Raw genomic sequence first — 25,383 nt, forward strand, 5'->3', positions numbered from 1 at the left:
GCGCGTTGCCCCCTCACTTCAGGCCCAGCAGGCTGAGCATTTCCGGTGCGCGGCGCAGCGCGTCGGGAATGTTCGCGCGGCGGTATTCGGCGGGAAGCTGCAGCGCGCCGGGAATGTCGTTCCAGCGCGGCGACGCGCAGACGTTCTTGCAGTAGGCCTCCTGCCCTTCGCGCGACAGGATGAAGTCGACGAGCAGGCGCGCGCCGTTGGGATGCGGCGCCTTGGTCGACACGGTGATCTGCGATTCGTGCCCGACGGTGGGCAGCGGGTCGAGGTCGACCAGGGGAGCGCCCTTGTCGATGACCTGGTTGCTGGTCTGGCGCATGTTCGGCGCCAGGCAGACCGCCTCGCCGGCCGCCAGCATCTGCGTGCCGGGCACCGCGCTCGGCGCCCAGCGGATCTCCTGCGCGCCGAGGCGGCGCACGAAGTCGTTGCCGTAGACGTCCGCCAGCATGCACACCCAGTCCATCAGGCCGGGGCTGTTGCGCACGTCGGGAATGATGATCTGGCCCTTCAGGCTGGGCTTCAGAAGGTCGGCCCAGCCGTTGGCGAAATCGTCCGCCTTGGCCAGCGTGGTGTTGAAGGTGATGGTCTGCGGAAACAGGCCGATGTAGGCGTTGTGGGGGGACTTGAACGCCGCCGGCCACGCCGCGTGTTCGGGCAGCGTGTCGATGTCGGTGATCCAGCCCTTGGCGTAGGCGTCCTCGATCATCACGGGGTCCGCCAGCTGGAGAACGTCGGCGACCACGTTGCCGGCCTGCGCCTCCGTCGCGTAGCGCTTCGCCATCGGCCCGCTGGCAAGGCGCATGATCTGCACCTTGATGCCGGGGTACTTGGCGTTGAAGGCGGCGACCACCCGCTGCGACACCGTCGGGTTGTCGGACGCGTAGTAGGTGATCTCCCCTTCCTTCTTCGCCGCTTCGTACAGCGCCTTGAGATCGACCAGCTTGGCGGGTGCCGCCACCGCCGGCCGGCTGATCGAAAGCCCAATCGTTGCGGCTCCGGCCAGGGCCGCCCCGCCCCGCAGGACATCTCGTCGTGTCAGATCGTGCATCGTCGCATGCTCCCTGTTCTGCCATGTCGGACGCCGGATTTCGCGCGTCGCCGTTTTCGTTTGAGCCTTTGGCAGCGGTGTCCGAAAATTTAGCGGTCGAGCACCTCCGGATTGACCATCGCGGGCGCGCGGTCGCCGCAGGCAGCGGCGATCAGGTTCTTGACCGCCAGTTCCATCATCGCGCGCCGGGTTTCCACGGTGGCGCTGCCGATGTGCGGCAGCAGCATCACGTTGGGCAGGCCGCACAGCGGGTGATCGGCGCCGATCGGTTCCTTTTCCATGACGTCGAGCGCGGCCCCGGCGATGGTCTTGGCCTTCAGCGCCTCGATCAGCGCCGCCTCGTCCACCACGCTGCCGCGCGCGGTGTTGATGAAGTAGGCCGTCGGCTTCATCAGCGCGAACTCGCGGGCACCGACACCGCGCCGGGTGGCCTCCGTGAAGGGCAGGTGCAGGCTGACGAAGTCGGCCCGCTGGAACAGCTCGTCGCGGTTGCAGTAGGTCGCCAGCCCTTCGGCCTCGGCGCCGGTGTCGCGGTTCGGCTTGTAGTAGACGACGTCCATGTCGAAGGCGCGGGCGCGGCGCGCGACCATCCGGCCGATGCGGCCGAGCCCGACGATGCCCAGCGTCTTGCCGGCGATGTCGCGGGTCAGCGGGAAGGCACCCGCGTTCCACCCACCGGAACGGACGAACCGATCCGCGTCCAGGGCGCCGCGTCCCAGGCTGAGCAGCATCACCATGGTCAGGTCGGCCACGGCGGCGTCAAGCACGCCCGGCGTGTTGCAGACCAGGACGCCGCGCCGCGTGGCCGCGGGAACGTCGATGTTGTCGTAGCCGACCGCCACGTTGGAGACGACCTTCAGGTCCGGGCAGCGCGCCAGAAGCGGGTCGTCGATGCCGGCGCGGATGGTCGTCAGCGCCCCGCGAACGCCCTTGAGCAGTTCCGCGAGGTCCGTCCCGGGCGGCAGCGCCGCCCCCGGGGCCGCCACCACCTCGCAGGACGCGTCGATCGCGGCGCGCAGGTCCGGGGGCACGGCGGCCAGAAGAATGACGCGGGGTTTATGATCGCTGGTCATGCAATGGCAATCCTCGTACGTGCGGGAACGGCGACGGGATTTCGGGATGGCATCGATTGACGGCCGCGAGACGCGCGAAGCGCCGCCCTTGCCGGTGTCGCCTTCTCCCCGCTCCAGGTGAACGCCTCCGCGGAGGCGAAATTCATCGTGCTGAACGACGATAAGGTTATCATACAGGCCGCGCAACCATCAAAATCGGCTGGCCCGGGTTTTTCTTGGCCGGATCGGAACGGATTCAGGCGGAGCAGGCACGGGGACTTCGATTGCGGGTGTGACCAGCAATGCCCGTCCGCTGCCCAGATCCGTAGCATGTCCGCCGATCCGCATCATTGTGCGCCACCCCTTAGCCACGCGCGGCCCGGAATCGGCCGCAGGGTTTGTATAGTATGCAAACTATTGGCCAGTTGGGTAGCGATCTTGGAACGCAAATGGACAATGAAATTCCAAAAATGTCCGCAATCGATTTGCGGCTTTTCCGCAGTCTCCAGCGCGGCTGACGAAGCACGGCTGTGCAGAGATACATTATTCCCGCAATAGGAGCATCACGCGCCACTTCGCGCCAAACCGAGGATGGCAACCGCCGGATCCTTCTATCTCCGTCCAAACGCCCCTCCGAATCGACGGCGGACCGACGCATGGCCCTTGCCAGCCCTGATCATGTGGTTATCATACAGCTGCGTGCCCAAAGCAGCGCTGGCAGCCGGACCAAGTCCAAGACCATCGGCGCACGGTGCCACACCGCGGAACGCGGCGGAGAGTCGAACGAAGCGCATCGCCTTGACAGCGAACGGGAGGCGTCCATAGACTGATTTTGTACCGCAGTACGGAACCGGCCATTCCATTTTCAAGAGGCGCACAACGCCCCAAAACCGCCGGGCACGGTAACCGTAGGCTCTCGAACCAGAGCAGGGCTGGAGACATCGATGACCATCACACCCGACATGTACGAGCGTCTCGTCAACATAAAGACCGGCGAGATCAGCCGGGAGATCTTCGTCAACGAAGACATCTACGCGCAGGAACTGGAACGGATTTTCACGCGCGCCTGGCTGCTGGTCGGCCATGAGAGCCTGATCCCCAACCCGGACGACTTCTTCGTCTCGCGCATGGGCAACGACTCCGTCATCCTGACGCGCGACCGGCAGAACACCATCCATGTGCTGCTGAACAGCTGCATGCACCGCGGCATGAAGGTCTGCCGCTACGACCAGGGCAACACGCGCGCCTTCAGCTGCCCGTATCACGGCTGGAGCTATTCCACGGACGGCCGCCTCGTCGAGGCGCCGGGCCAGCTGGTCGGCGTGCCGGGCTTCGAGGAGCATTACCGCTGTGAACTCGACAAGAAGGCCTGGGGCCTTGTCCGCTGCCCGAACGTGGTGAACTACAAAGGTTCGATCTGGGCAAGCTGGGACGAGAACGCCCCGTCCTTCGAGGATTACCTCGGCGACATGCGCCTTTATCTCGATGCCGCGCTCGACCACCGCGACGGCAGCGAGGGCGGGTCGGAGGTCATCGGCGGCGTCCACAAGTGGCGCGTCAAGTGCAACTGGAAGTTCGCGGTCGAGAACTTCATCGGCGACCATTACCACAACATCAGCCACCGTTCCGTCGATCTCGTCGGCATCGGGCCGAGCGCCGGGCGCGGTCGGCGCGACATGGAAAGCACCGGCTCCTTCCAGAACATCATCATCGGCTTCCCCGCGCTCGGCCACGGCGTCATCGGGCACCTGCCGCGCTATGAGGAGCCGCCCTACGCGCCGGCCTACCAGCGCCACCCGGCCGTCCAGGAATACGACCGCCAGGTCTACGAGGCGCGGGTCAAGCGGCTGGGCAACAAGATGCGCGTCGCCACCGGTGCGGCGAGCATCTTCCCGAACATGTCCTTCCACGGCCGGCAGCCGCGCACGCTCGCCGTCTTCCACCCGATCAGCGCGACGGAAATGGAGATGTGGCGCTTCTACCTGGTGGACAAGGACGCCCCGCAGGAGGTGAAGGACGTCCTGCGCCACTATTACCTGCGCTACTCCGGTCCGGGCGGCATGACGGAGTCGGACGATATGGAAAACTGGATGTACGCGTCGGAGGCCAGCCGCGGCACCATCGCCCGGCGCCATCCCTACAACTACCAGATGGGCAACGGCTACGCCAAGCCGGTGGAAGGCCTGAAGGGCGCCGTCCAGGGCGGCGACACCACCGAGGAAAACGCCCGCATCCTCTACAACCGCTGGGCCCAGTTCATGGCCGGCAAGAGCTGGTCGGAGCTGATGCCGGCCCAAACCGCGTGAGGGAACCCGCCATGGACGACACCGCCCTGAAGGCGCTGCTGCTGCACCGCGAGGTCGAGGACTTCCTGCTGATGGAAGCCGACCTGCTCGACGACCGCCGCTTCGCCGATTGGCTGGCGCTGTGCACCGACGACATCCGCTACTGGATGCCGATGGCGCGCAACGTGCAATTCAACAAGACCGCCCAAGAGTACACGCGCGAGCAGATGGACACCTGCTGGATCGACGAGGGCAAGGAGACGCTGACCCAGCGCGTCAAGCAGCTCGCCACCGGCATCCATTGGGCCGAGGAGCCGCAGTCGCGCGTCTCCCACCTGATCACCAACATCCGCATCACCGAGGTCACGCCCGACGCCGCCGGCAACCCGGCGGAGGTGCAGGTGCGCAGCCGCTTCCTGGTCTACCGCAACCGCCTGCACGACGAGGTCGACATCTACGTCGGCAAGCGCCGCGACACCCTGCGCAAGCTCGACGGCGCCTGGAAGATCGCAAGGCGCGAGATCTTCCTCGACCAGAACGTCCTCCTCGCCAAGAACATCACGACCTTCTTTTGAGGTGATCCCATGTCTCAGGAAACCCTGGATCTGCTGACGCTCGAACCGGGCGCGCGGCTGCGCATGGCCGACGGCGCCACCGTGGAGATCGTCGAAAACCCGCGGGACGGCATGTGGGTCTTCGGCCGCTACCTGACCCACCCCACCGACGCGTCGAAGGTGAGCGACGCCGAGCACGCGATCTTCGCCCAGGACATCGTCGGCTTGGCGTCCTGACGCGGCGGACTCCGCCCGTTCGCCCGGACCGGTGACGGATCGCAGCGAACGGCGGAGGCAATGCATCAACACGATCTGCTTTATAGGGACGGCGCCCCGGTGCGGTAGGGCGCCGGTGCTGCTTTGCGTCCCAACGCACCGGCCATTACGCACCGCATCCGCAACGCCCGCCCCTCGGAACCGCGTTCCGCACGGCCATTGCCGGTGGAACAGCCAAACAGGAGGCAGTGCATGATCACCATCACCGTGAACGGGCGTGCGCAGCAGGTCGACGCCGACCCGGACACCCCGCTGCTCTGGGTGCTTCGCGACCACCTGAAACTGACGGGCACGAAGTTCGGCTGTGGGGCCGCGCAGTGCGGCGCCTGCACCGTCCACATCGACGGCGCCGCGGCGCGCAGCTGCGCGACTCCGGTGTCCGCGGTCGAGGGGGCCAAGATCACGACGATCGAGGGGCTGTCGGGCAACGGCGACCACCCGCTGCAGCGGGCCTGGGTGGCGCTGGACGTGCCGCAATGCGGCTATTGCCAGTCCGGCCAGATCATGCAGGCCGCCGCCCTGCTGGCCGACAAGCCGACCCCGTCCGACCAGGAGATCCGGGAGGCGATGGCGGGCAACATCTGCCGCTGCGGAACCTACCCGCGCATCCACGCCGCGATCCGCCAGGCCGCCAGCCAGGCCGCCGACACCACGCGCAAGGGGGGCTGAGCATGACCACCGTCGATCTTTCCCGCCGCGGCTTCCTGAAGGCGTCGGCTCTCGTTGGTGGTGGCCTCGCCATCGGCCTGCTCTCGCCGGACGGGCTGTCGGCCGCGCTGGCGCAAGGCGCCGACAAGCCGCTGCCGCCGCCCGATTTCTTCGTGCGCGTCGGCGCCGACGACATCGTCACGGTCATCGTCAACAAGACGGAGATGGGCCAGGGCGTCTACACCGGCATCGCGATGCTCGTCGCCGAGGAGCTGGAGGCGGACTGGAGCAAGATCCGCGTCGAAACGGCGCCGGTGAACGAGATCTACCGCAGCGCCCGCAACGGGATGCAGCTGACCAGCGGCAGTTCCAGCATGGCGTCCTCCTGGGACGTCTACCGTCCGGCCGGTGCCGCGCTGCGGACCATGCTGATCGCCGCCGCCGCCGCGGAGTGGAACATCCCAGCGGCCGAATGCCGCGCGGAGAACAACACCGTCCTGCACAGCCCGACCGGCCGGCGGCTGAGCTACGGCCATCTGGCCGCGGCCGCCGAAAAGATGCCGATCCCCACCAGCGTGACGCTGAAGGAGCCGTCGGCCTTCAAACTCATCGGCCAATCCCTGCCCCGCCTGGACAGCGCCGAAAAGTCGACCGGCCGCGCAATCTTCGGGATGGACATGGACCTGCCCGACCTGCGCATCGCGGTGGTCGCCCATCCGCCGGTGCTCGGCGCGACGATCCGGAGCATCGACGACAGCAAGGCCAAGGCGGTGCGCGGCGTCCGGCTGGTGGCGCCCACCCCCTACGGCGTGGCGATCGTGGCCGACAGCTTCTGGCAAGCGGTCAAAGGCCGCGACGCGCTGGTCATCGACTGGAACCTCGGCCCCAACGCCGCGCTGTCCACGGACACGCTGCTGTCCCACTACGCGGAGATGGCGAAGGCTCCGGGAAACGTGGCGCGCAAGGACGGCGACCCGGCCGCCGCTCTCGCCAAGGCGGCGCGCCGGCTCGACGTGGAGTACGACGTCCCCTACCTCGCCCACGCGCCGATGGAGCCGCTGAACTGCACCGTCGACCTGCGCCCGGACCACTGCGAGATCTGGGTCGGCACGCAGTTCCAGTCGGGCGACCACAAGGCGGCGATGAAGGCCACCGGCTTGAAGCCGGAGCAGGTCACGATCCACACGCTGTACGCCGGCGGCAGCTTCGGCCGGCGCGTCAACGCGCACGCCGACTTCGTGCTCACCGCGATCGAGGTGGCGAAGGTGGCGAAGGCGCCGGTGAAGGTCGTCTGGACGCGCGAGGACGACATGCGCGGCTGGTACTATCGGCCCATGGCCTACGACCGGATTTCCGTCGGCCTCGACGGCGATGGACGGGTCGCCGCCTGGCAGCAGACCATCGTCAGCCAGTCCATTGCCGCGGGCACGGAATTCGAGCCGCAGGTCCACCGCAATGGCCTCGACATGTCCGCCGTCGCCGGTGCGGCGAACATGCCCTACGCCATCCCCAACATCCAGGTCGACCTGCACACGCCGACGCACGACGTTCCGGTGCTCTGGTGGCGGTCGGTCGGCAGCTCGCACACCGGCTTTGTCGTCGAGAGCGTGATCGACGAGCTGGCGCACGCCGCCGGCCGTGATCCGGTGGACTTTCGGGCGGAGATGCTCGCCAAGTCGCCGCGCCACGTCGCGGTGTTGAAGCTCGCGGCGGAAAAGGCGGGATGGGGCAAGCCGCTTCCCGCCGGTGTGGCGCAGGGTGTGGCCGTCTTCGTCACCTTCGGCACCTATGTCGCCCATGTGGTCGAGGTGTCGAGCGACAAGGGCAAGATCAAGGTGCAGCGCGTCGTCACCGCGGTGGACTGCGGCCTTCCGATCAACCCGCGCACCATCCAGGCGCAGATGGAGAGCGCGGCGGTCTTCACCCTGTCGGCCGCCCTGTACGGGGAAATCACCATCAAGGACGGCGCCGTCCAGCAAAGCAATTTCCACGACTACCAGGTGCTGCGCATGGACGAGTGCCCGAAGATCGAGGTGCACATCGTGCCCAGCACCGAACGCCCAACCGGCGTGGGCGAACCGGCCGTGCCACCGCTGTTCGCGGCGGTCGCGAACGCCGTCTTCGCGGCGACGGGCACACGGGTAAGGTCGCTGCCGCTCGCCAAAGCCGGCATGGTTTGAAAGTGCGTTCGGCACCATAGCCCTCTCCCCTCTGGGGCTACGGTATTCACACATTTCACGTATGCGTTAAGTAACTGACGCAGTTCGAGAGAAAGCCCCTCTCCCTTGAGGGGAGAGGGGTTGGGGTGAGGGTGGCGCCGGCCTCTGGCCGGCCGGAACCTTTCAATGCGGCCGAGTTTGCGATTTTCTCCGGGCTGCCGCCCGCAACGACCCCTCACCCCCAACCCCTCTCCCCCAAGGGGAGAGGGGCTTCTTCCTGCGTTCGCCCAAGAGGGGAGAGGGGACTTTGACGTCGATCATCGAACAACGCCGTCGCGTGTCTTGACAGGTCTCGATCGTCGCCCTACAGTTTTGAAAATGGAATTTATGGTTCCACTGTACGGGACCAGCTCCGCGGAAGCACGGCCCTAGCAGCCAGGGACATCCGCGAGCGCCCCCTCCCCAAAAATCACGTCAGCCACGATCCGAGCAGGGCTGGAGACATCCATGACCATCACACCCGACATGTACGAGCGTCTCGTCAACATAAAGACCGGCGAGATCAGCCGGGAAATCTTCGTCAACGAGGAGATTTACAAGCAGGAGCTGGAGCAGGTGTTCGCCCGCGCCTGGCTGCTGGTCGGCCATGAGAGCCTGATCCCCAACCCGGACGACTTCTTCGTCTCGCAGATGGGCAACGACTCCGTCATCCTGACGCGCGACCGGCAGAACAACATCCATGTGCTGCTGAACAGCTGCATGCACCGCGGCATGAAGGTATGCCGCTACGACCAGGGCAACACGCGCGCCTTCAGCTGCCCGTATCACGGCTGGAGCTATTCCACGGACGGCCGCCTCGTCGAGGCGCCGGGGCAGCTGGTCGGCGTGCCGGGCTTCGAAGAGCATTACCGCTGCGAACTCGACAAGAAGGCCTGGGGCCTCGTCCGCTGCCCGAAGGTCGTGAACCACAAGGGCTCCATCTGGGCCTGCTGGGATGAGAACGCCCCGTCCTTCTACGACTATCTCGGCGACATGCGCCTGTACCTGGACGCGGCGCTCGACCACCGCGACGGCACGGAGGGCGGGTCGGAGGTCATCGGCGGCGTCCAGAAATGGCGCGTGAAGTGCAACTGGAAGTTCGCCGCCGAGAACTTCATCGGCGATCATTACCACAACATCAGCCACCGCTCCGTCGACCTCGTCGGCATCGGGCCGAGCGGCGGGCGCGGCCGGCGCGACAAGGACACCGCCGGGCCATACCAGAACGTCATCATCGGCTTCCCGGCGCTCGGCCACGGGGCGAACGGGCATCTCCCGCGCTTCGAGGAAGCGCCCTATTTCCCGACCTGGCAGAAATACCCCGAGGTCCAGGAGTATTTCCGGGAGGTCTACGAGGCGCGCAAGAAGCGCCTGGGCGACCAGTTCCGCGTGCAGACCGGCACCGGCACGATCTTCCCGAACATGTCCTTCCACGGCCAGCAGCCGCGCACGCTCGCCATCTTCCACCCGGTCGGCCCGACGGAAATGGAAATGTGGCGCTTCTATCTGGTGGACAAGGACGCGCCGCAGGCGGTCAAGGACGCCATCCGCCATTACGCGCTGCGCTACTCCGGCCCCGGCGGCCTGACCGAGTCCGACGACATGGAGAATTGGCTGTACGCGTCGGAAGCCAGCCGCGGCACCATCGCGCGCCGGCACCCCTACAACTACCAGATGGGCAACGGCTACGCCAAGCCGGTGGAGGGCCTGAAGGGCGCCGTCCAGGGCGGCGACACCACCGAGGAAAACGCCCGCATCCTCTACAACCGCTGGGCCCAGTTCATGGCCGGCAAGAGCTGGTCGGAGCTGATGCCGGCCCAAACCGCCTAAAGAACACCGCGTGAGGGAACCCGCCATGGACGACACCGCGCTGAAGGCGCTGCTGCTGCACCGCGAGGTCGAGGACTTCCTGCTGATGGAAGCCGACCTGCTCGACGACCGCCGCTTCGCCGATTGGCTGGCGCTGTGCACCGACGACATCCGCTACTGGATGCCGATGGCGCGCAACGTGCAGTTCAACAAGACCGCTCAGGAGTACACGCGCGAGCAGATGGACACCTGCTGGATCGACGAGGGCAAGGAGACGCTGACCCAGCGCGTCAAGCAGCTCGCCACCGGCATCCACTGGGCCGAGGAGCCGCAATCGCGCGTCTCCCACCTGATCACCAACATCCGCATCACCGAGGTCACCCCCGACGCCGCCGGCAACGCGGCCGAGGTGCAGGTGCGCAGCCGCTTCCTGGTCTACCGCAACCGCCTGCACGACGAGGTCGACATCTACGTCGGCAAGCGCCGCGACACCCTGCGCAAGCTCGACGGCGCCTGGAAGATCGCAAGGCGCGAAATCTTCCTCGACCAGAACGTCCTCCTCGCCAAGAACATCACGACCTTCTTTTGAAGAGCCGTCCGAGGAGCGGCGCGGTTGCGCCGTTCGCCCGGTTGTTTCATTGTGCAGGATGTTCCATTTCACCGGAAGCCGCCGCGCGCCCACAGACGGACGCCGCCACGATGGTGTGACACGATGATCAGAGCCGTTGACCGCGCGTTCGACATTCTCGACTGCTTCAAGACCGCCACGGAACTGAACCTCAGCGAGCTGAGCGAACGGACCGGGCTCAGCAAAAGCACGGCGCACCGCTTCCTCGCCGTGCTGGAGGAACGCGGCGCCGTGGTCCGCGACCCCAAGACGCAGCGCTTCGCCATCGGCCCGGCGATCCTCGCGCTGAGCGCCAAGCAGAACGGCCCGGAGGAGCTTCAGCGGCTGGCCCAGCCGATCATGGCCGAACTGCGCGACAGCAGCGGCGAAACCACCGTGCTGTCGCTGCGCGTCGGCGACCACCGCATCGCCGTCGACCAGTGTGAAAGCCACCAGCAGCTGCGGCGCAGCGTCCAGATCGGCGAGGTGCGCCCGCTCTATCTCGGCGGGGCGGGCAAGGCGATGCTCGCCTACTCCGACATGGTGGAGCGGGAACGGATCCTGCAGTCGATGCCGCGGGAGCGGATCACCTCCTACACCATCACCGATCCGGACCTGCTCGCGGCCGAACTCGACCGCATCCGCAAGCGCGGCTACGCGGTCGCCGAAAACGAATATCTGTTCGGCGTGATCTCCATCGCCGCCCCGGTGTTCGACGCGGCCAGGCGCGCCATCGCGGCGCTGACCCTCACCGGCCCCGTCTTCCGCATCACCCCGGAAATGGTGCAGCGGCTCGGCCCCGACGTCGCCGAAGCGGCGGGCAAGCTGACCCGGCTGATCGCCCCCGACGCGAAGCGTGCATCAGTGTCCGCCGCTTCCGAACCGGAACAGCGCCGCTCCGCCTGACCGGACCTTCGCACACCCTACCCTACAGGAGACGCCCTGGCCCCCCTTCGCGGGGATGACGGCCGTCTCATGACAGGAACACGCTCTCCAAACGCGATCACCCCGGTGACCCGGGGAGATCGCTTTGACACCCATACGCTTGTATGATAACCGTATTCATCACACAGGCCAGCGCCACCCGGCGTATGGCGCAAGCGAAGCCGTCACAGTGCCCTCCCAAGGAGAATGCGGGTGAAAGCGCAGCCGGAATCCTACTCATCGCTGGTTGACGCCGACCAGGGAATCGTCAGCCGGGAAGTCTTCGTGAACCAGGAGGTCTTCGAGCAGGAGATCGCGCGCATCTTCGCCCGCGCCTGGCTGTTCGTCGGCCATGAAAGCCTGATCCCCAACCCGGACGACTACTTCGTCTCGCGCATGGGCATGGACTCCGTCATCCTGACGCGGGACCGCCAGGGCAACATCCACGTCCTGCTGAACAGCTGCATGCACCGGGGCATGAAGCTCTGCCGCCACGACCAGGGCAACGCGCGCGCCCTCACCTGCCCCTACCACGGCTGGAGCTATTCCACGGACGGCCAGCTGGTGGAGACGCCGGGCGAACTCGTCGGCGTCCCGGGTTTGGCGACCCATTACCATGGGCAGCTCGACAAGAAGGCTTGGGGCCTCGTGCGCTGCCCGAACGTCGTGAACTACAAGGGCACCATCTGGGCCAGCTGGGACAAGGAGGCCCCGCCCTTCCTCGACTATCTCGGCGACATGAAACACTACCTCGACGCCGCGCTCGACCACCGCGACGGGCGCGAGGGCGGGTCGGAAGTCTTCGGCGGCGTGCAGAAATGGCGCGTCAAATGCAATTGGAAGTTCGCGCCGGAGAACTTCATCGGCGATATGTACCACGACATCAGCCACCGCTCCGTCGATCTCGTCGGCATCGGGCCCAGCGTCGGCAAGGGCCGGCGGGACGCGTCGCGCCGGCGCATGACCATCGGCTTCCCCGGCCTCGGCCACGGCCTGCTCGGCCAGCTGCCGCACACGGCGGAGGACGACTACGTTCCGCTCTACACCAAGCACCCGGAGGTGGAGGCCTATTTCCGTGAAATCCACGCCGCCCGCGTGCGCAACCTGGGCGACCGGATGCGGGTGCAGACCAGCGTCGGCACGATCTTCCCGAACATGTCCTTCCACGGCCGGCAGCCGCGGACCATCGCCGTCTTCCACCCGATCAGCCCGACGGAGATGGAGATGTGGCGCTTCTATCTGGTGGACAAGGACGCCCCGCAGGCGGTCAAGGACGCCACCCGCCATTACTACCTGCGCTATTCCGGCCCGGCGGGCATGACGGAATCCGACGACCTGGAGAACTGGTCCTACGCGACGGAGGCCAGCAAGGCGCCGCTGGCGCGGCAGTACGCCTACAACTACCAGATGGGCCTCGGCCACGCGCAGCCCATCGAGGGCCTGCGCGGCGCGGTGCAGAGCGGCGACGTGTCGGAAGAGAACCAGCGCATCTTCTACAGCCGCTGGGCCGACTTCATGGCCGGGAAGAGCTGGGCCGACCTGATCCCGGGTTGAGTCGCACAACGCCTTCCGCTTGCAAATTCCCACGATCATCCAGAAAAGACGGCGGCCATTCCGATGATGGACCTGAAGAACCCCAGCCTTTTGAAGACCCAGGCCTATGTGAACGGCGAATGGCGCGACGGCCCGCAGGGCCGCAGCTTCCCGGTCACCAACCCGGCGACCGGCGCCGTGCTGGCCCAGGTCGCCGACCTCGGCGCGGAAGAGACGCGCGCCGCCATTCTCGCCGCCAACGACGCCTGGGACGGCTGGCGGTCGAAGACGGCCAAGGAGCGCGCCGCCGTCCTGCGCCGCTGGTACGAGCTGGTTCTGGAAAACCAGGAGGATCTGGCGGCGATCATGACCGCCGAGCAGGGCAAGCCGCTGGCCGAGGCGCGCGGCGAGGTCGGCGCCGGCGCCACCTTCCTGGAATGGTTCGCGGAGGAGGCCAAGCGCGCCTACGGCGACGTGATCCCGGCCCACAAGCCGGGCGCGCGCATCGTCGTGGTGAAGGAGCCCATCGGCGTCGTCGCCGCGATCACGCCCTGGAACTTCCCCTTCTCCATGATCACCCGCAAATGCGCCCCGGCGCTCGCCGCCGGCTGCCCGGTGGTGGTGAAGCCGGCGGAGGACACGCCGCTGTCGGCGCTGGCCATCGCGGCGCTCGCCGAGCAGGCCGGCGTGCCCAAGGGCATCTTCAATGTCGTCACCGGGTCCGACCCCGTCGCCATCGCCGGTGAGCTGACCGCCAGCCGGCTGGTGCGCAAGCTGTCCTTCACCGGTTCGACCGAGGTCGGCAAGATCCTCATGCGGCAGTGCGCCGACACCGTGAAGAAGGTGTCGCTGGAGCTGGGCGGCAACGCGCCGCTGATCGTCTTCGACGACGCCGACCTCGACGTCGCGGTGGCCGGCGCCATCGCGTCCAAATACCGCAACGTCGGGCAGACCTGCGTCTGCGCCAACCGCATCCTGGTGCAGTCCACCGTCTACGACGCCTTCGCCGCCAAGCTGACCGCCGCGGCCGAGGCGCTGACCGTCGGCAACGGGGCGGAGCCCGGCGTGCAGCAGGGCCCACTGATCAACCCTCAGGCCGTGTCCAAGGTGCAGGAAATGGTGGACGACGCCCTCGCCAAGGGCGCCACGCTGACCACCGGCGGCAAGCGCCACGCGTTCGGGCCGAACTATTTCGAGCCGACCGTGCTGACCGGCGTCACCACCGACATGCGGGTGGCGCGCGAGGAGATCTTCGGGCCGGTCGCCCCCCTCTTCCGCTTCGACACGGAGGACGAGGCGGTGCGCCTGGCGAACGACACGGAATACGGCCTCGCCGCCTACTTCTACACCCGCGACCTCGGCCGGGCGTGGCGCGTCGCCGAGCGGCTGGAATACGGCATGGTCGGCATCAACGAAAGCCTGCTCGCCACCGAGGTCGCCCCCTTCGGCGGCATCAAGGAAAGCGGCATCGGCCGGGAAGGCTCCAAGTACGGCTTGGATGACTTCCTGGAGATCAAATACATGTGCGTCGGCCTGTAATACATGTGCGAAAAGGAAGACCGGGCATGAGCACGCTGACCGTCATCGAAAACACGGCCGACGCCGATGTCTTCACCTCCTCCAAGCTCTACCCGACGGCCATCGCGCCGACCACGCCGGAGGTGCGTGTCCACGTCGTCCACCGCAGCGAGGACACGGGCCACACCGCCGGCGTCTGGGAGCTGACCGTCGGCAAGTGCCGGCTGGAGCGGACGGTGGACGAGGTCTTCGTGCTGCTGTCGGGCGTCTGGGTCCTCACCGCCGACGACGGCACGGTGACGACCCTGCGGGCCGGCGATACGGCCTTGCTTCCGAAGGGATGGAAGGGCATCGGCGAGGTCGTCGAGACGGTGCGCAAGGTCTACGCGACCTTTCCGTCCAGGGCGTGATTCATTTGGCCAGGAACTCCAGGAAAGGAAAATTCTCGAAGTCGAACCAGACAACGGCCGGCGGCGTCCCGGACCGGTCGAGCCAGTCATGGATGCAGTACGGCGCGGCCTGATCCAGCCCCCAGTAAGCCCGCCCTTCGTCGAAGTGCCAGCCGATGTAGGAAACGGCCATGTCGAGGAAAGCGGCCGCTCTGGGCGTGCGATTGAACGCCATGAAGCCGGCCAGGAAATCGCGCGTCGGCCCGCGATGACGCCGGTCCTTCATGATGGCGATGTCCCAGGATGGCCATGCGCCCACCGCGGCGCCGGGATCCTCCAGGAACCGGGCATCGATGTCCACCTGAACGACCGGCCCCTTCCCGTCCCGGATCAAGTCTCTTGCCACCGCAAAGCGCGCGGATGCGAAGTAGGTCAAGCGCACGGGATCGGAAAGATGGCTCAGATCGATGGCTTCGCACGAGCAGGATAGCCTGCCGCCGGAGGCGTCACTCAGCCGCTTCAACGCATCCAGCGTTTCCGCGGACGGGTTGACGACATGGACGTGCAAAACACAGGATCCCGCACGCTCACGGAACGACGCCACGAAGTCCGAACCGAAGCGCCGCCAATACACGTCATCGCATCCCGCCAGCAGGATGGGCCGGCCATCGTTCGCGGGCGGCGCAAGCGTCCGGCGTACCGCCGCCCCGAACAGGCGCGAGGAAAACCCGCCCAAGCGATCGTAGAACCGCGGATCGCTTTGGACCAGGGACCAAACCAGCAGTTCGAAATCGCTGGCCACCTCCTCCGGGGAAAAGAGTCGGGCGTGCTTGCGGAAGAAGCGGCACGCCACGCCCATCCGCTTTTGGCGGTAGAGATCGTAGCAGACGACCGCCAACGCCGCGGTGTGGCGCGGGTTGCGCTTCAGGACGAGCCGGGCGAACTGCGCGGTTTCAGCCAGGGTCGAGTCATCCAGGACACCGTTTTGCAACGCAAGGATGATGGTGCCGAAGCTGTTCTTCAGCGCCTCGGCATGGCCGCCCTGCGCGGCCCGCAGGAAATGGGCGATCGCGTCACGCATCGTGATCGGGTCGACCATGTGGCGGCTGTTTAGCGGATTGGCCGACAGCAGCCCGCTGATGGACAGCTTGCAGACGCCCAGCCTGTACAGGTGGGCGGGGTGGTTCGGATCGCCGTTCCCGAGCCGTTGATAGACCAATTCCGCATCCGCCGCCTTTCCTTGCGACAGCAGACAATCGCCGAGCCGAAGGAGAAGCGACTCCTGGTCCGGAGCAAGCCGAAGGGCGCGCCGAAGCGCGGCGGTGGCGGCCTCGGCCCGGTTGGCGTCCAGGAGCACAGCGCCCAGGTTGCCGTAGGCCTTGGCCCAGGCCGGGTCGAGCGCGACGGCGCGCCGATGGCATGCCGCCGCGCGCTCGGCCTGTCCGTTCGCCCGCCACGCGGCGCCGAGGTTGTCGTAATAGGCGGCGCAGAACGGATCGCGGGCGATGGCCGTCCCGATCAGGTCGACGGCGCGCGCGTGGTCGCCGGCCTGATGGTGAAGGACGCCGAGAAGATGCCAGGCATCGGCCACCGACGGGTCCGCTTCGAGAATCTTGCCGTAAATCTCGGCGGCTTCCTGAAAGCGGTTGCTCTGGTGCAAACCAACGGCGATCCGCAGAGCTTCGGGAATGCTGGTCATCAACGAATGGCTCCGCCGCACGACAAGGCGCGCCCGACCGCATCAACATGCCACCAAAGCGCGTTCATGCTGCATTAGATACCTCATGCCGTAGGCATAGCCTTTAAAATTTTCAAAGATCAGGGCCTGCTTGCCAGGGGCGATTGCCGGAACGCTGGCCGGAACGTAGAGCGTCGATGTCGAAGCGGATGTTCGTCGCCGCTGTGCGGACTTTCGACCACATCGCAGCTTCGCACGAAAGCCCACCGGCGCTCGCGTCCACTCACAACCTGCCGATCGCACGAAGGAACTGTTGCTGTCGACCGACAACCGTTTCGAGGAGGGATTCGGGGCGTGCGATCCGCTGCGTGCCCGATCGATCCTCGATGGAATGCCGTGAGGCGGCAACGACGGTGCTTGTCGGTCGGGTTGCGTTCTTCCCAAAGGTCGGGAATGATGTGGCCGAAGCGTTTCGGGCCTTCTCCGGCGTGACGCAAGTGCGCCAGGATTGGGCATTCAAGGTTGATTGATCGCTCCTGATCGCAGCCCGCACACCAGCTGAGGACCAACCTTCATGCCTTTTGACAACCCGGCGAGCGGTCGAGCCCGTCGGCAACCGCGGTTCGGCAAAGCGGCCCCCCAGCAAGCCGCACAAGCAGCCCCGGCGCGAGCGCGCCCAAAGGTGAATGGATCGGCCGAGCAAAAGCACGCGCAATGGCTCGCCCGCGCGGGCGATGCCGAGCGGGCCGGCGATTCCGTCGAAGCCGAAACCTGCCGCCAGCACGCGGAGCATTGGTTTCGTGTGGCTCACGGCCGCAACGATCCATGAGACTCCGCTGATCCGCCCTGTTTCCTTGGGATCCGGGGCGGCGGCGCGCGGCCGGTTGTTCCATCGATGGCCGGCGAACCGGATCAGGCGGTCCTCCACAGCGTGATGATCATGACGCCGGCCACCGTCAGGGCCGCACCGGCCAACTGCAGCCAGCCCAGCGGCTCCGCCAGCATCAGATAGCCGAAGACCGCGGCGGCGACCGGGCCGATGGCGCCGCTCAGCGCCACCAGATTGGGACCGACCCGCCGCAGCGCCTCCGCCGTCATCAAGACGGGCAGCACGGTGCAGACCACCGCCATGACCGCCGACAGGCCATAGACCGGCAGCGGCAGATCCAGGGCCGAAAGCGGCCGCAGCACACCAAATTGCAGGATGCAGCACAGGCAGGCCGCCGTCATCGCATAGGCGGTGAAGCGCATGGAGCCGATCCGCTGCACCACGCGGCTGCTGCCGACCAGATAGACCGAATAGAGGAAGGCCCCCATGAAGACCAGCCCGGCCCCGGCCATGAAGTTGGGATGGCCGGTCCCGACCTCCGACCACACCACCAGCGCGACGCCGGCATAGGAGACGACCAGCGCCGCCACCTCGCGCAGCCCGATCCGCTTGCCGAGGAACAGGGCCGACAGAACCACCACGATGGTCGGGTAGAGGAACAGCAGCAGCCGCCCCATCCCGGCGGAGACATAGCGCAGCCCCAGGAAATCGCAGAAGCTGGCGGCGTAATAGCCGGTGACGCCCAGCCCGACGGTCAGCGCCAGATCCCGGCCCGATATGGGCGCCCGCGCCCCGCGCGCGCCCGACCACAGGGCCATGCCCAGGAAGAAGGGCAGCGCGAAGACCATGCGCAGCATGATCAGCGTCACCGGGTCGACGTTGTAGCGGTAGGCCAGCTTGATGATGACCGGCCGCAGCGAAAAGGCCACCACCCCCGCCACGGCAAGCCCCAGCCCGGCCAGAATTTGGACCGGCGGCATCACAGGAGCCGCGGCGGCGGTATCGGAAGACAGGCTGCTTTGTGATGCGCTGCTCTGAGACAAGGTGGCGAATCCGGCGACGGGAGTAGGGACGCCATTCAAGCATCCCCGCGCCCGTTTGGCTCGCACCAAGGCGACGCACGGCCATGCCCGCCGCCATACCCTGGATTGCACGATCCGCGGTGCTGACGGTGAAGCGCCCCGACTGTCAGGCAAGAGGCGTTTCCGCGAGAGGCCGGGCTTCGGCCGCATGGGCGGCGGGGACCGCGTTGCGCCGTGGTCACCGGATCAGCAGAACCGCAAGGCCGCCACCGATCAGCGTCCCGGCCCACAGCCGGTCGAAGTTGACCCAGCCGCGCCGCAGGATGCCGAGACCGACCGTGCTGAAGACCAGAAGCGCCACGACGGCGACCACCGCAAGCATCGCCGCCATGTGCACCAGCACCACCATCGCCCCGGCCAGGGCGGTGCCGAGCGCGGCGACCGTGCCCGTCATCTCGGCACCGGGACCACACAGCGACAGGGCCAGCATGGAGGCCGGCGTCAGCATGCCCAGCAGCAGGGGCAGAATCATCAACCCGGCGCCATGGGCCGTGGCCATCAGGAACGACCACAGCGTCAGTTCGGCGAAGCCGGCGCGCATCCCGGCCCGGACCCGGTGACGCGGGTCGCGCATCAACCGGTAAGCGCCGAAACCGATCAGGATGGCGGCCAGCCCCGGCGCCAGAAGCTTCGGCGCGACGAAAAATTGGGTCACCCCGAACCCCAGGACCACGATCAGCACGGACAGCGCATGCCCCAGCGCGATCGGCGGCAAGGCCGACAACACCGCACCGCGGCGGCCTTCCTGGAGGCCGAGAGCCACGGCGAACAGCCATCCCGACGCCGGGTTGGCCCCGTGGAAGGCGCCCAGCCCGACCAGCGCCAGCCACGGCCCGAAATCGCTCAGGGGTGATCGCTCAGGGGTGATCGCTCAGGGGTGATCGCTCAGGGGTAGCAGTACGAGTCCGAGGAGGCGTCGCCGCCTTCGAGCCGGACCTGATGCCCGCGGAACCCGTCGTCGAAGCGCAGGAAGAAGCGCTCGTCGATGGCGAGGCTTCCATCGGGGGCGGCATCGAGCTTCACCATCCAGCTCTTGATGCCCTCCGGATAGAACTGCTCGTCCCACGTCCGGTACAGCGAATTGGTGAAGTAGACCCGCCGGCCGTCACGGCTGACCTCGACCATCTGCGGGCCTCCATTCAGGGCGCCGTCCGCGCCGGGATGGCCGGCGCGCGCGACGATGCCGCCCAGGCGGACGGAACTGGTCAGTTTGGGCTGGAACGGGTCGGCTACGTCGTACCGGCGCATTTCGCCGGTGCCCCAGCACGCCACATAGAGCCAGCGGTCGTCGAGCGACAGGTCGATGTCGGTGACGAGCGGCGGCACGGCCTTGAAGCCCTTGAGCAGGGGTGGCAGCTGATCCGGGTCCGCCGGTTCGGCCGGAATATCGATGATCTTCCGCATCGCCCACCGGTCGCCCTCGCGGTGCCACAACCAGATCGACGAGGACAGGTCGGTCAGGTTGACCACGGCGTTCATGAAGCCGTGCGTCTTGGTCGGATCGTGGGCCGGCCGCAGCTCCAGCGCCAGCTGGTATTCCGGGCCGAGATCGATGGTCTGCTGGTGGCGGCGCTTGCGCAGATCCCAGAAATGGACGCGATGGCCATACTTGGCGCCGAGCAGCAGGTCGGGGTCGAGCCCGTTCTCGATCATGTCGGGCGTGCCCCACTCGCTGGTGACCATAGTGTCCTGGCCGAGGTGCCACCACACGTCGTAGGCCAGGAACTGCGGCCCGCGATCGATCTCCCACTGGCCGAGGACGTCGAACGTCTCGTGGTCCATGAGGAACACCCCGCCCGGCCCGCCGCCGTTGCCTTCGCCGTTTCCCAGCGCGCTGACGTAGATGCCCTCCGGCCCGCAGTGCAGGGTGTGGGGGCGGGAGTAGTTGGCCCGCGCCGCCACCTCCTGCGGCTCGATCACCTTGACGATCTTCGGACTGGCGGGATCGGGCTTGATGTCCAGGATGTGAATGCGCGACGACCGCAGGCCCGGCACGATGAGATAACGCCGCTCCACATGCGGATGGGGCGCATAGGGGCACAAGGCCGAGCTGCAGGCGTTCCAGCCGAAGTGATGCAGCTCGTCGCCGGTGTTGGGCATGTCCACCCGGGCGAGAAGCTGGCCGTAGCGCGACGAGTTCGGATCGACGTCGACGACGCCCAATGCGTCCGGGCGCGCCGCCGATTCGACATTCAGCATGGCCACATACGCAAGCCGTTCGGGAGGAGCCTGCATGGCCATCCGGGGCGAAGGATAGAAGCTGGGGTCCGGAGTCCAGGTCGCCATCGGGCATCCTCCCTAATCGATGCGCTCTACGCAGGCAATTCTATGGCAGCACAATGCCTGGGTTCAAAAGAGCATAGGGAAGATTTCACTGCCACATGGCGCGTCTTCTCAGCCCACTTTGGCTGATGGCCTTGCAGGATTTTCGGCGTATTTCAGTGAAAGTCAGCAGGACGTGGGATGCTTCTCGGTAGACGCCTTGCCACTCCGCCCGCGCGGCCCCGGCTATGTTACGTGAACACGTAGTCCCGACCGGCCACAAGGCCCACGGTGTCCACCTGCAACGAAGACCCGTCTCCGAAGGAGAACGTGGTGCTTCCGGTCCCTGCGGACACGGAGACGTCGCCGGCCGCGTAGCCGCGGAATTCGATGCGATCGATGCCGGCTTCGAAGTACGAGATGCTGTCATCGCCAAAGCCGGGGGCGGCCTGCTGCATCCGGAACACATCCGCCAGCTGGTCGAAATAGCTGACCATATGGTCGTTGCCGGCACCAGGAAGGAACAGGTCGGTTCCACCGTCGCGCAGCGTGTCGACCAACCAATCGTCGCCGTCGGCGCCGATCAGCGTATCATTGCCTGTCCCTCCTTTGACGGTGTCGTTGCCGGCCCCGCCGTCGAGGCTGTCGTTGCCGATGCCTCCGAAAATCTGGTCATTCCCCCAACCGCCATACATGCGGTCGTCCCCGGGGTCGCCGCCGTAAGGATCGCCCAGCCAATCGTTGCCGTTGCCGCCAAACAGCGTGTCGTCGCCGAGGCCGCCGTTGAGTGAGTCCTGGCCGTCTTCCCCGGACAGGAAGTCGCTTCCGGCGCCCCCTTGGATCATGTCATCGCCGCTCCGACCGTACATCGAGTCGGCGACGTCGGTGCCGTTCAGGCGGTCGGCTCCGCTCGTTCCCCAAAAATTCGCCATGCGGCCCTCCGTTGAAACAACAGAGAACACATAACCACGGCAAGGTCGGCAGTCTTCACAGCATCCGAGTTAAGGCAACCGTCGCCCGATTTGTTGCCGTTGCGAAATAATCCACATGCCCCAGCACACGCCAAACAATCATCGCCATGATGACCGGGATGCAACAGGACATGATTACAATTTATTGCTATAAACGCGTGACTTTTTTGCGGCATGGCCAACCCATCGGGGCAACCTGCTGATGGTGTGAGCCAGCTTACAGCTTTCTCCCCACCCGTCGCCCACTGTCCGGCTTGGCGCGTTGGTGCGCCTACCGCGAGGATCCGGGCATGAGCGGAGAGCAATCCTTGTTCCGGCCGGAGGTGCGGCGATCGCTTCAGGACCGGCAATGGGGTCGGGTTTCCCTCCTCCAGCCGTTGTCCTCCAAGATTCTGTGCTGGGGGCTGGTGGCGACAGCGGCCATGATCGCTGCGTTCCTGAGCGTCGCCGACTACGCCCGGAAGGAAACGGTGACCGGGTATCTGGCGCCGACGGCCGGGGTGGTGAAGATCGTCGCGCCGCGGCCGGGCATCATCAGGGCCATTCACGTGAAGGAGGGGCAGCGCATCGAAGCCGGCCAGCCGCTCGTCACCGTCGCCATCGAGCAGACCACGGCCGAGGGCGAGAACGTCGATGCGACCATGCTTCGGATTTTGGAAGGCCAGAAGGCCAGGATCGACGAGCAGCTGACTCTTCAGGAACGGCATTTCCAGTCCGAAGGGCAACGCCTTCGCGCGCAGATCGCCGGCATCGACGCCGAGATCGCCCAGATCGGATCGCAGATCGTCATCCAGCGGGAGCGCATCGCGAATCTGACCGAACTGATCGCCGCGGGCCAGGGCTTGCGCGCCAAGGGCTACCTGTCGGACGTCGAATACAAGCGGCGCTACGACCAGATGCTCGAACAGAAGCAGGGCCTCGGCACGCTCCAGCAGCGGACGACGACGCTCCAGGCCGATCGGACATCGGCGGGGTTCAACCTCGATCAGCTGCCGACGACCAGGGCCGAGAAAATCGAGGCGTTGCGCGCCCAGCTGTCGGAGGTCGAGCAGCGCATCACCGAAATCAACGGGCGCCGCGCCTATGTGGTGCATGCGCCGGTGGGCGGCCGGGTCGCCACGCTGCAGGCCCTGGTGGGGCGGACGGCGGACTCCCAACGGATGCTGATGTCCATCCTGCCCGTGGACAGCGTCTTCCAGGCCGAACTGTTCGTGCCCACCAAAGCCGTCGGCTTCGTCCGGCTCGGCCAGGAGGTGCGCATCCTCTACGACGCCTATCCGTTCCAGCGCTTCGGCACCCACCGCGGGCGGATCATCCAGGTCGCCCACACCATCCTGACCAGCGCCGACCTGTCCGCGCCGGTGGCGCTGGGCGATCCCGCCTACAAGGTCACCGTCGCGCTGGAACAGCAGGAGATCGCGGCGTTCGGCCAGCGTCTCCCGCTGCAGGCGGACATGCTGCTCCACGCGGACATCCTTCTGGACCGGCGCCCGCTGCTGGTGTGGCTCCTCAATCCTCTGCTCGGGATGCGCCTGTGATGACGACGATCCATGACCTCCTGAACGTCGACCTCCTGAACATCGGGGGCCGGCGGCGGCTGCCGATGATCCTTCAAACCGAGACCACGGAATGCGGGCTCGCCTGTCTGGCCATGGTCGCGTCGTTCCACGGAAACCGCGTCGACCTGAATGTCCTGCGCCGACGCCATTCCGTCTCGCTGAAGGGCACGACCTTGAAGGCGTTGATGCAGACCGCCGGGCAATTGAAGCTGGCCTGCCGGGCGCTGCGCTTCGACATGGACAATCTCCCGGACTTGCGCCTGCCGGCGATCATCCATTGGGACATGGACCATTTCGTCGTCCTCAGCAAGGTATCCGCGAAAGGCATCGAAGTGCACGACCCCGCCGCCGGGAAACGGCGGTTCACGATGGCCGAGGCGTCGATGCACCTCACCGGGATCGCGCTCGAACTGGCGCCGACGGACGGCTTCGTCCGACGCGACGAGAGGATCCGCCTGCCGCTTTCCGCACTCTGGGGGCGCACCGACGGGGCGATCCATGCCTTGGGCCAGATCTTCGCGCTGTCGCTTCTGCTCGAAGTCCTGGTCATCGCAAGCCCTTTCTACCTGCAGATCGCCGTGGACGAGGCGGTCGTGAAGGGTGATGCGGACCTGCTCATCGTCCTCGCCGTGGGCTTCGGCGGGCTGGCGGCGATCTCGGTCGTATCGACCGCCCTGCGCTCGTACATCGCGCTCATCCTGCAGAACACCATGAATTTCCGCATGGTGTCCGGGCTGTTCCGGCATCTGCTCCGCCTTCCGCTGGCCTATTTCGAAAAGCGCCACATCGGCGACACCCTGTCCCGCTTCGCCTCCACCGAACCGATCCGCCATCAGTTCGCGGAAGGGCTGATCACGGCGCTGCTCGACGGCATCATGGCGGTGGCGACGCTGATCATGATCTTCGTCTACAGCGCCCCCTTGGCGGGCGTCGTCACCGCGGCAGCGGCGCTCTACGCGGCCGCGCGGATCGCCCTCTACCGCAGCTTCCGGTACCGCACCGAGGAGGCCATCCGGGTGAAGGCGCTGGAAAGCTCCACCTTCATCGAGACGATCCGGGCGATCCAATGCCTGAAACTGTTCGGACGGGAGTTCGAATGCGAAGGACAATGGGTCAACCGCTTTTCCGACGTGGTCGACGCGAACGTGCGGGTGGGGCGGCTGACGATCACCTACAAGACGCTGAACGACGCCATCTTCGCCGTCGAGAATATCGTCACCATCTATCTCGGCGCCCGGCTCGCGCTCGACGGCGCCCTGACCGTCGGGATGATGTTCGCGTTCATCAGCTACAAACGGCATTTCACCGAGAAGGCCGGCCAGCTGGTTGAGAAGGCGCTGGAGTTCCGGCTGCTGGACCTGCATCTGGAGCGTCTGGCCGACATCGCCCTCGCCCCGCCCGAACGCGGCCATGACGACCCATCCTCCTTCACCCACGACATCCAGGGCGCCATGGAACTGCGCGACGTTTCCTTCCGCTACGCGGACAGCGAACCGTTCGTGCTGGAGAGCGTGAACCTGAAGATCGACCCGGGCGAGTTCGTCACGATCTCCGGCGCCTCCGGCGGAGGAAAGACGACCCTGGTGAAGGTGATGCTGGGCCTGCTGGAGCCGAGCGGCGGCGAGGTCCTGGTCGACGGGCTGCCCCTGTCGACGGTCGGGTTGCAGACCTTCCGCCGGCAGGTCGGCGCGGTCATGCAGGAGGATCAATTCCTCTCGGGCTCCATCGTCGACAACATCTGCTTCTTCGACCAGTCCTTCGACATGGAGTGGATCATGGAGTGCTGCCGGATTGCCTGCATCCACGACGAGATCATGGCCATGCCGATGACCTACAACAGCCTGATCGGCGACATGGGCGGCGCCCTTTCCGGCGGCCAGAAACAGCGGATTCTTTTGGCCCGCGCGCTTTACCGGCGGCCGCGCATCCTGGTCCTGGACGAAGGCACAGCGCATCTTGACGTCGATGTGGAGCGCCGGATCAACGAGAACCTGCGGCGGCTTGCGATCACCCGGATCAGCATCGCCCACCGGCCGGAAACGATGCGCGCGGCCGACCGCATCTTCGTCGTCGGACGGCGGGTCGCACAGAGGCCGTGAAGGCCGCGGCCACCAGCGCGAGCGCTGGCCCCGCCAGCCGGCGTGAAATCATCACC

The 25,383-nt window shown here is 66.5% G+C and carries 21 protein-coding genes; 13 read left to right on the plus strand and 8 right to left on the minus strand.

All coding sequences use genetic code 11. The features are described 5' to 3' along the window. Positions 1-13: 13 nt before the first annotated feature. On the minus strand, positions 14-1,054 hold the full coding sequence (locus J2851_RS23620) for an extracellular solute-binding protein (RefSeq protein ID WP_209769321.1): 1,041 nt from the start codon (positions 1,052-1,054) through the stop codon (positions 14-16). Positions 1,055-1,143: 89 nt separating this feature from the next. Beyond that, positions 1,144-2,127 (minus strand): 2-hydroxyacid dehydrogenase, encoded by a 984-nt coding sequence (locus J2851_RS23625; RefSeq protein ID WP_209769323.1) that lies wholly within the window; start codon positions 2,125-2,127, stop codon positions 1,144-1,146. 923 nt (positions 2,128-3,050) lie between these two features. Here J2851_RS23625 and J2851_RS23630 point away from each other — a divergent pair. The 11 genes from J2851_RS23630 to J2851_RS23680 all read left to right on the plus strand — a co-directional run bounded on the left by J2851_RS23630 (position 3,051) and on the right by J2851_RS23680 (position 14,868). Continuing rightward, positions 3,051-4,412, plus strand: coding sequence for an aromatic ring-hydroxylating oxygenase subunit alpha (locus J2851_RS23630; RefSeq protein WP_209769324.1), 1,362 nt, complete (start codon positions 3,051-3,053; stop codon positions 4,410-4,412). Between the two features lie 11 nt (positions 4,413-4,423). Continuing rightward, positions 4,424-4,966 (plus strand): 3-phenylpropionate/cinnamic acid dioxygenase subunit beta, encoded by a 543-nt coding sequence (locus J2851_RS23635; protein ID WP_209769326.1) that lies wholly within the window; start codon positions 4,424-4,426, stop codon positions 4,964-4,966. Between the two features lie 9 nt (positions 4,967-4,975). Further along, entirely contained in the window at positions 4,976-5,182 is a 207-nt protein-coding gene (locus J2851_RS23640; RefSeq protein ID WP_209769328.1) for a hypothetical protein, read from the plus strand. Positions 5,183-5,413: 231 nt separating this feature from the next. After that, entirely contained in the window at positions 5,414-5,890 is a 477-nt protein-coding gene (locus J2851_RS23645; RefSeq protein WP_209769331.1) for a (2Fe-2S)-binding protein, read from the plus strand. 2 nt (positions 5,891-5,892) lie between these two features. Further along, positions 5,893-8,049 (plus strand): xanthine dehydrogenase family protein molybdopterin-binding subunit, encoded by a 2,157-nt coding sequence (locus J2851_RS23650; protein WP_209769333.1) that lies wholly within the window; start codon positions 5,893-5,895, stop codon positions 8,047-8,049. 486 nt (positions 8,050-8,535) lie between these two features. Continuing rightward, complete coding sequence (locus tag J2851_RS23655; RefSeq protein WP_209769335.1) at positions 8,536-9,897, plus strand: aromatic ring-hydroxylating oxygenase subunit alpha; 1,362 nt, start codon at positions 8,536-8,538, stop codon at positions 9,895-9,897. Positions 9,898-9,922: 25 nt separating this feature from the next. After that, a complete protein-coding gene (locus J2851_RS23660) occupies positions 9,923-10,465 on the plus strand; it encodes a 3-phenylpropionate/cinnamic acid dioxygenase subunit beta (RefSeq protein WP_209769336.1) in 543 nt (180 codons plus the stop codon). 123 nt (positions 10,466-10,588) lie between these two features. After that, positions 10,589-11,389, plus strand: coding sequence for an IclR family transcriptional regulator (locus tag J2851_RS23665; protein WP_209769338.1), 801 nt, complete (start codon positions 10,589-10,591; stop codon positions 11,387-11,389). Positions 11,390-11,620: 231 nt separating this feature from the next. Beyond that, positions 11,621-12,961 carry an aromatic ring-hydroxylating oxygenase subunit alpha gene (locus tag J2851_RS23670; protein ID WP_209769339.1) on the plus strand — a complete coding sequence of 447 codons (1,341 nt, stop codon included), beginning with the start codon at positions 11,621-11,623 and terminating at the stop codon, positions 12,959-12,961. 63 nt (positions 12,962-13,024) lie between these two features. Continuing rightward, positions 13,025-14,479 (plus strand): NAD-dependent succinate-semialdehyde dehydrogenase, encoded by a 1,455-nt coding sequence (locus J2851_RS23675; protein ID WP_281416083.1) that lies wholly within the window; start codon positions 13,025-13,027, stop codon positions 14,477-14,479. Positions 14,480-14,505: 26 nt separating this feature from the next. Further along, positions 14,506-14,868: a cupin domain-containing protein gene (locus tag J2851_RS23680; protein WP_209769340.1), complete on the plus strand. Its 363-nt coding sequence runs from the start codon at positions 14,506-14,508 to the stop codon at positions 14,866-14,868. Between the two features lies 1 nt (position 14,869). Here J2851_RS23680 and J2851_RS23685 read toward each other — a convergent pair whose 3' ends face one another. The 6 genes from J2851_RS23685 to J2851_RS23710 form a co-directional block, all read right to left on the minus strand. Beyond that, entirely contained in the window at positions 14,870-16,546 is a 1,677-nt protein-coding gene (locus tag J2851_RS23685) for a tetratricopeptide repeat protein (RefSeq protein WP_209769341.1), read from the minus strand. Between the two features lie 262 nt (positions 16,547-16,808). Next, on the minus strand, positions 16,809-17,453 hold the full coding sequence (locus J2851_RS36745; protein ID WP_425514322.1) for a hypothetical protein: 645 nt from the start codon (positions 17,451-17,453) through the stop codon (positions 16,809-16,811). After that, positions 17,438-18,334, minus strand: a complete 897-nt coding sequence (locus J2851_RS23695) for a DMT family transporter (RefSeq protein WP_246500883.1) — start codon at positions 18,332-18,334, stop codon at positions 17,438-17,440. Before J2851_RS23695 ends, J2851_RS36745 begins: the two co-directional genes overlap by 16 nt. A 280-nt stretch (positions 18,335-18,614) precedes the next feature. Continuing rightward, on the minus strand, positions 18,615-19,199 hold the full coding sequence (locus J2851_RS23700) for a hypothetical protein (protein ID WP_307420328.1): 585 nt from the start codon (positions 19,197-19,199) through the stop codon (positions 18,615-18,617). A 122-nt stretch (positions 19,200-19,321) separates the two neighbouring features. After that, positions 19,322-20,722: a selenium-binding protein SBP56-related protein gene (locus tag J2851_RS23705; RefSeq protein ID WP_209769344.1), complete on the minus strand. Its 1,401-nt coding sequence runs from the start codon at positions 20,720-20,722 to the stop codon at positions 19,322-19,324. A gap of 227 nt (positions 20,723-20,949) precedes the next feature. Further along, entirely contained in the window at positions 20,950-21,630 is a 681-nt protein-coding gene (locus J2851_RS23710; protein ID WP_209769345.1) for a calcium-binding protein, read from the minus strand. Positions 21,631-22,091: 461 nt separating this feature from the next. Between J2851_RS23710 and J2851_RS23715 the strand changes: the two genes are divergently transcribed. Together J2851_RS23715 and J2851_RS23720 are read left to right on the plus strand one after the other, a co-directional pair. Then, the gene (locus J2851_RS23715) at positions 22,092-23,207 is read left to right on the plus strand and encodes a beta-barrel domain-containing protein (protein ID WP_209769346.1); all 1,116 of its coding nucleotides are present in this window, start codon (positions 22,092-22,094) and stop codon (positions 23,205-23,207) included. Continuing rightward, complete coding sequence (locus tag J2851_RS23720) at positions 23,207-25,327, plus strand: peptidase domain-containing ABC transporter (protein ID WP_209769348.1); 2,121 nt, start codon at positions 23,207-23,209, stop codon at positions 25,325-25,327. The genes J2851_RS23715 and J2851_RS23720 overlap by 1 nt, the downstream gene beginning before the upstream one ends. Positions 25,328-25,383 lie beyond the last annotated feature (56 nt).

Source organism: Azospirillum rugosum (assembly GCF_017876155.1).
In the GTDB taxonomy this organism is placed as follows: domain Bacteria; phylum Pseudomonadota; class Alphaproteobacteria; order Azospirillales; family Azospirillaceae; genus Azospirillum; species Azospirillum rugosum.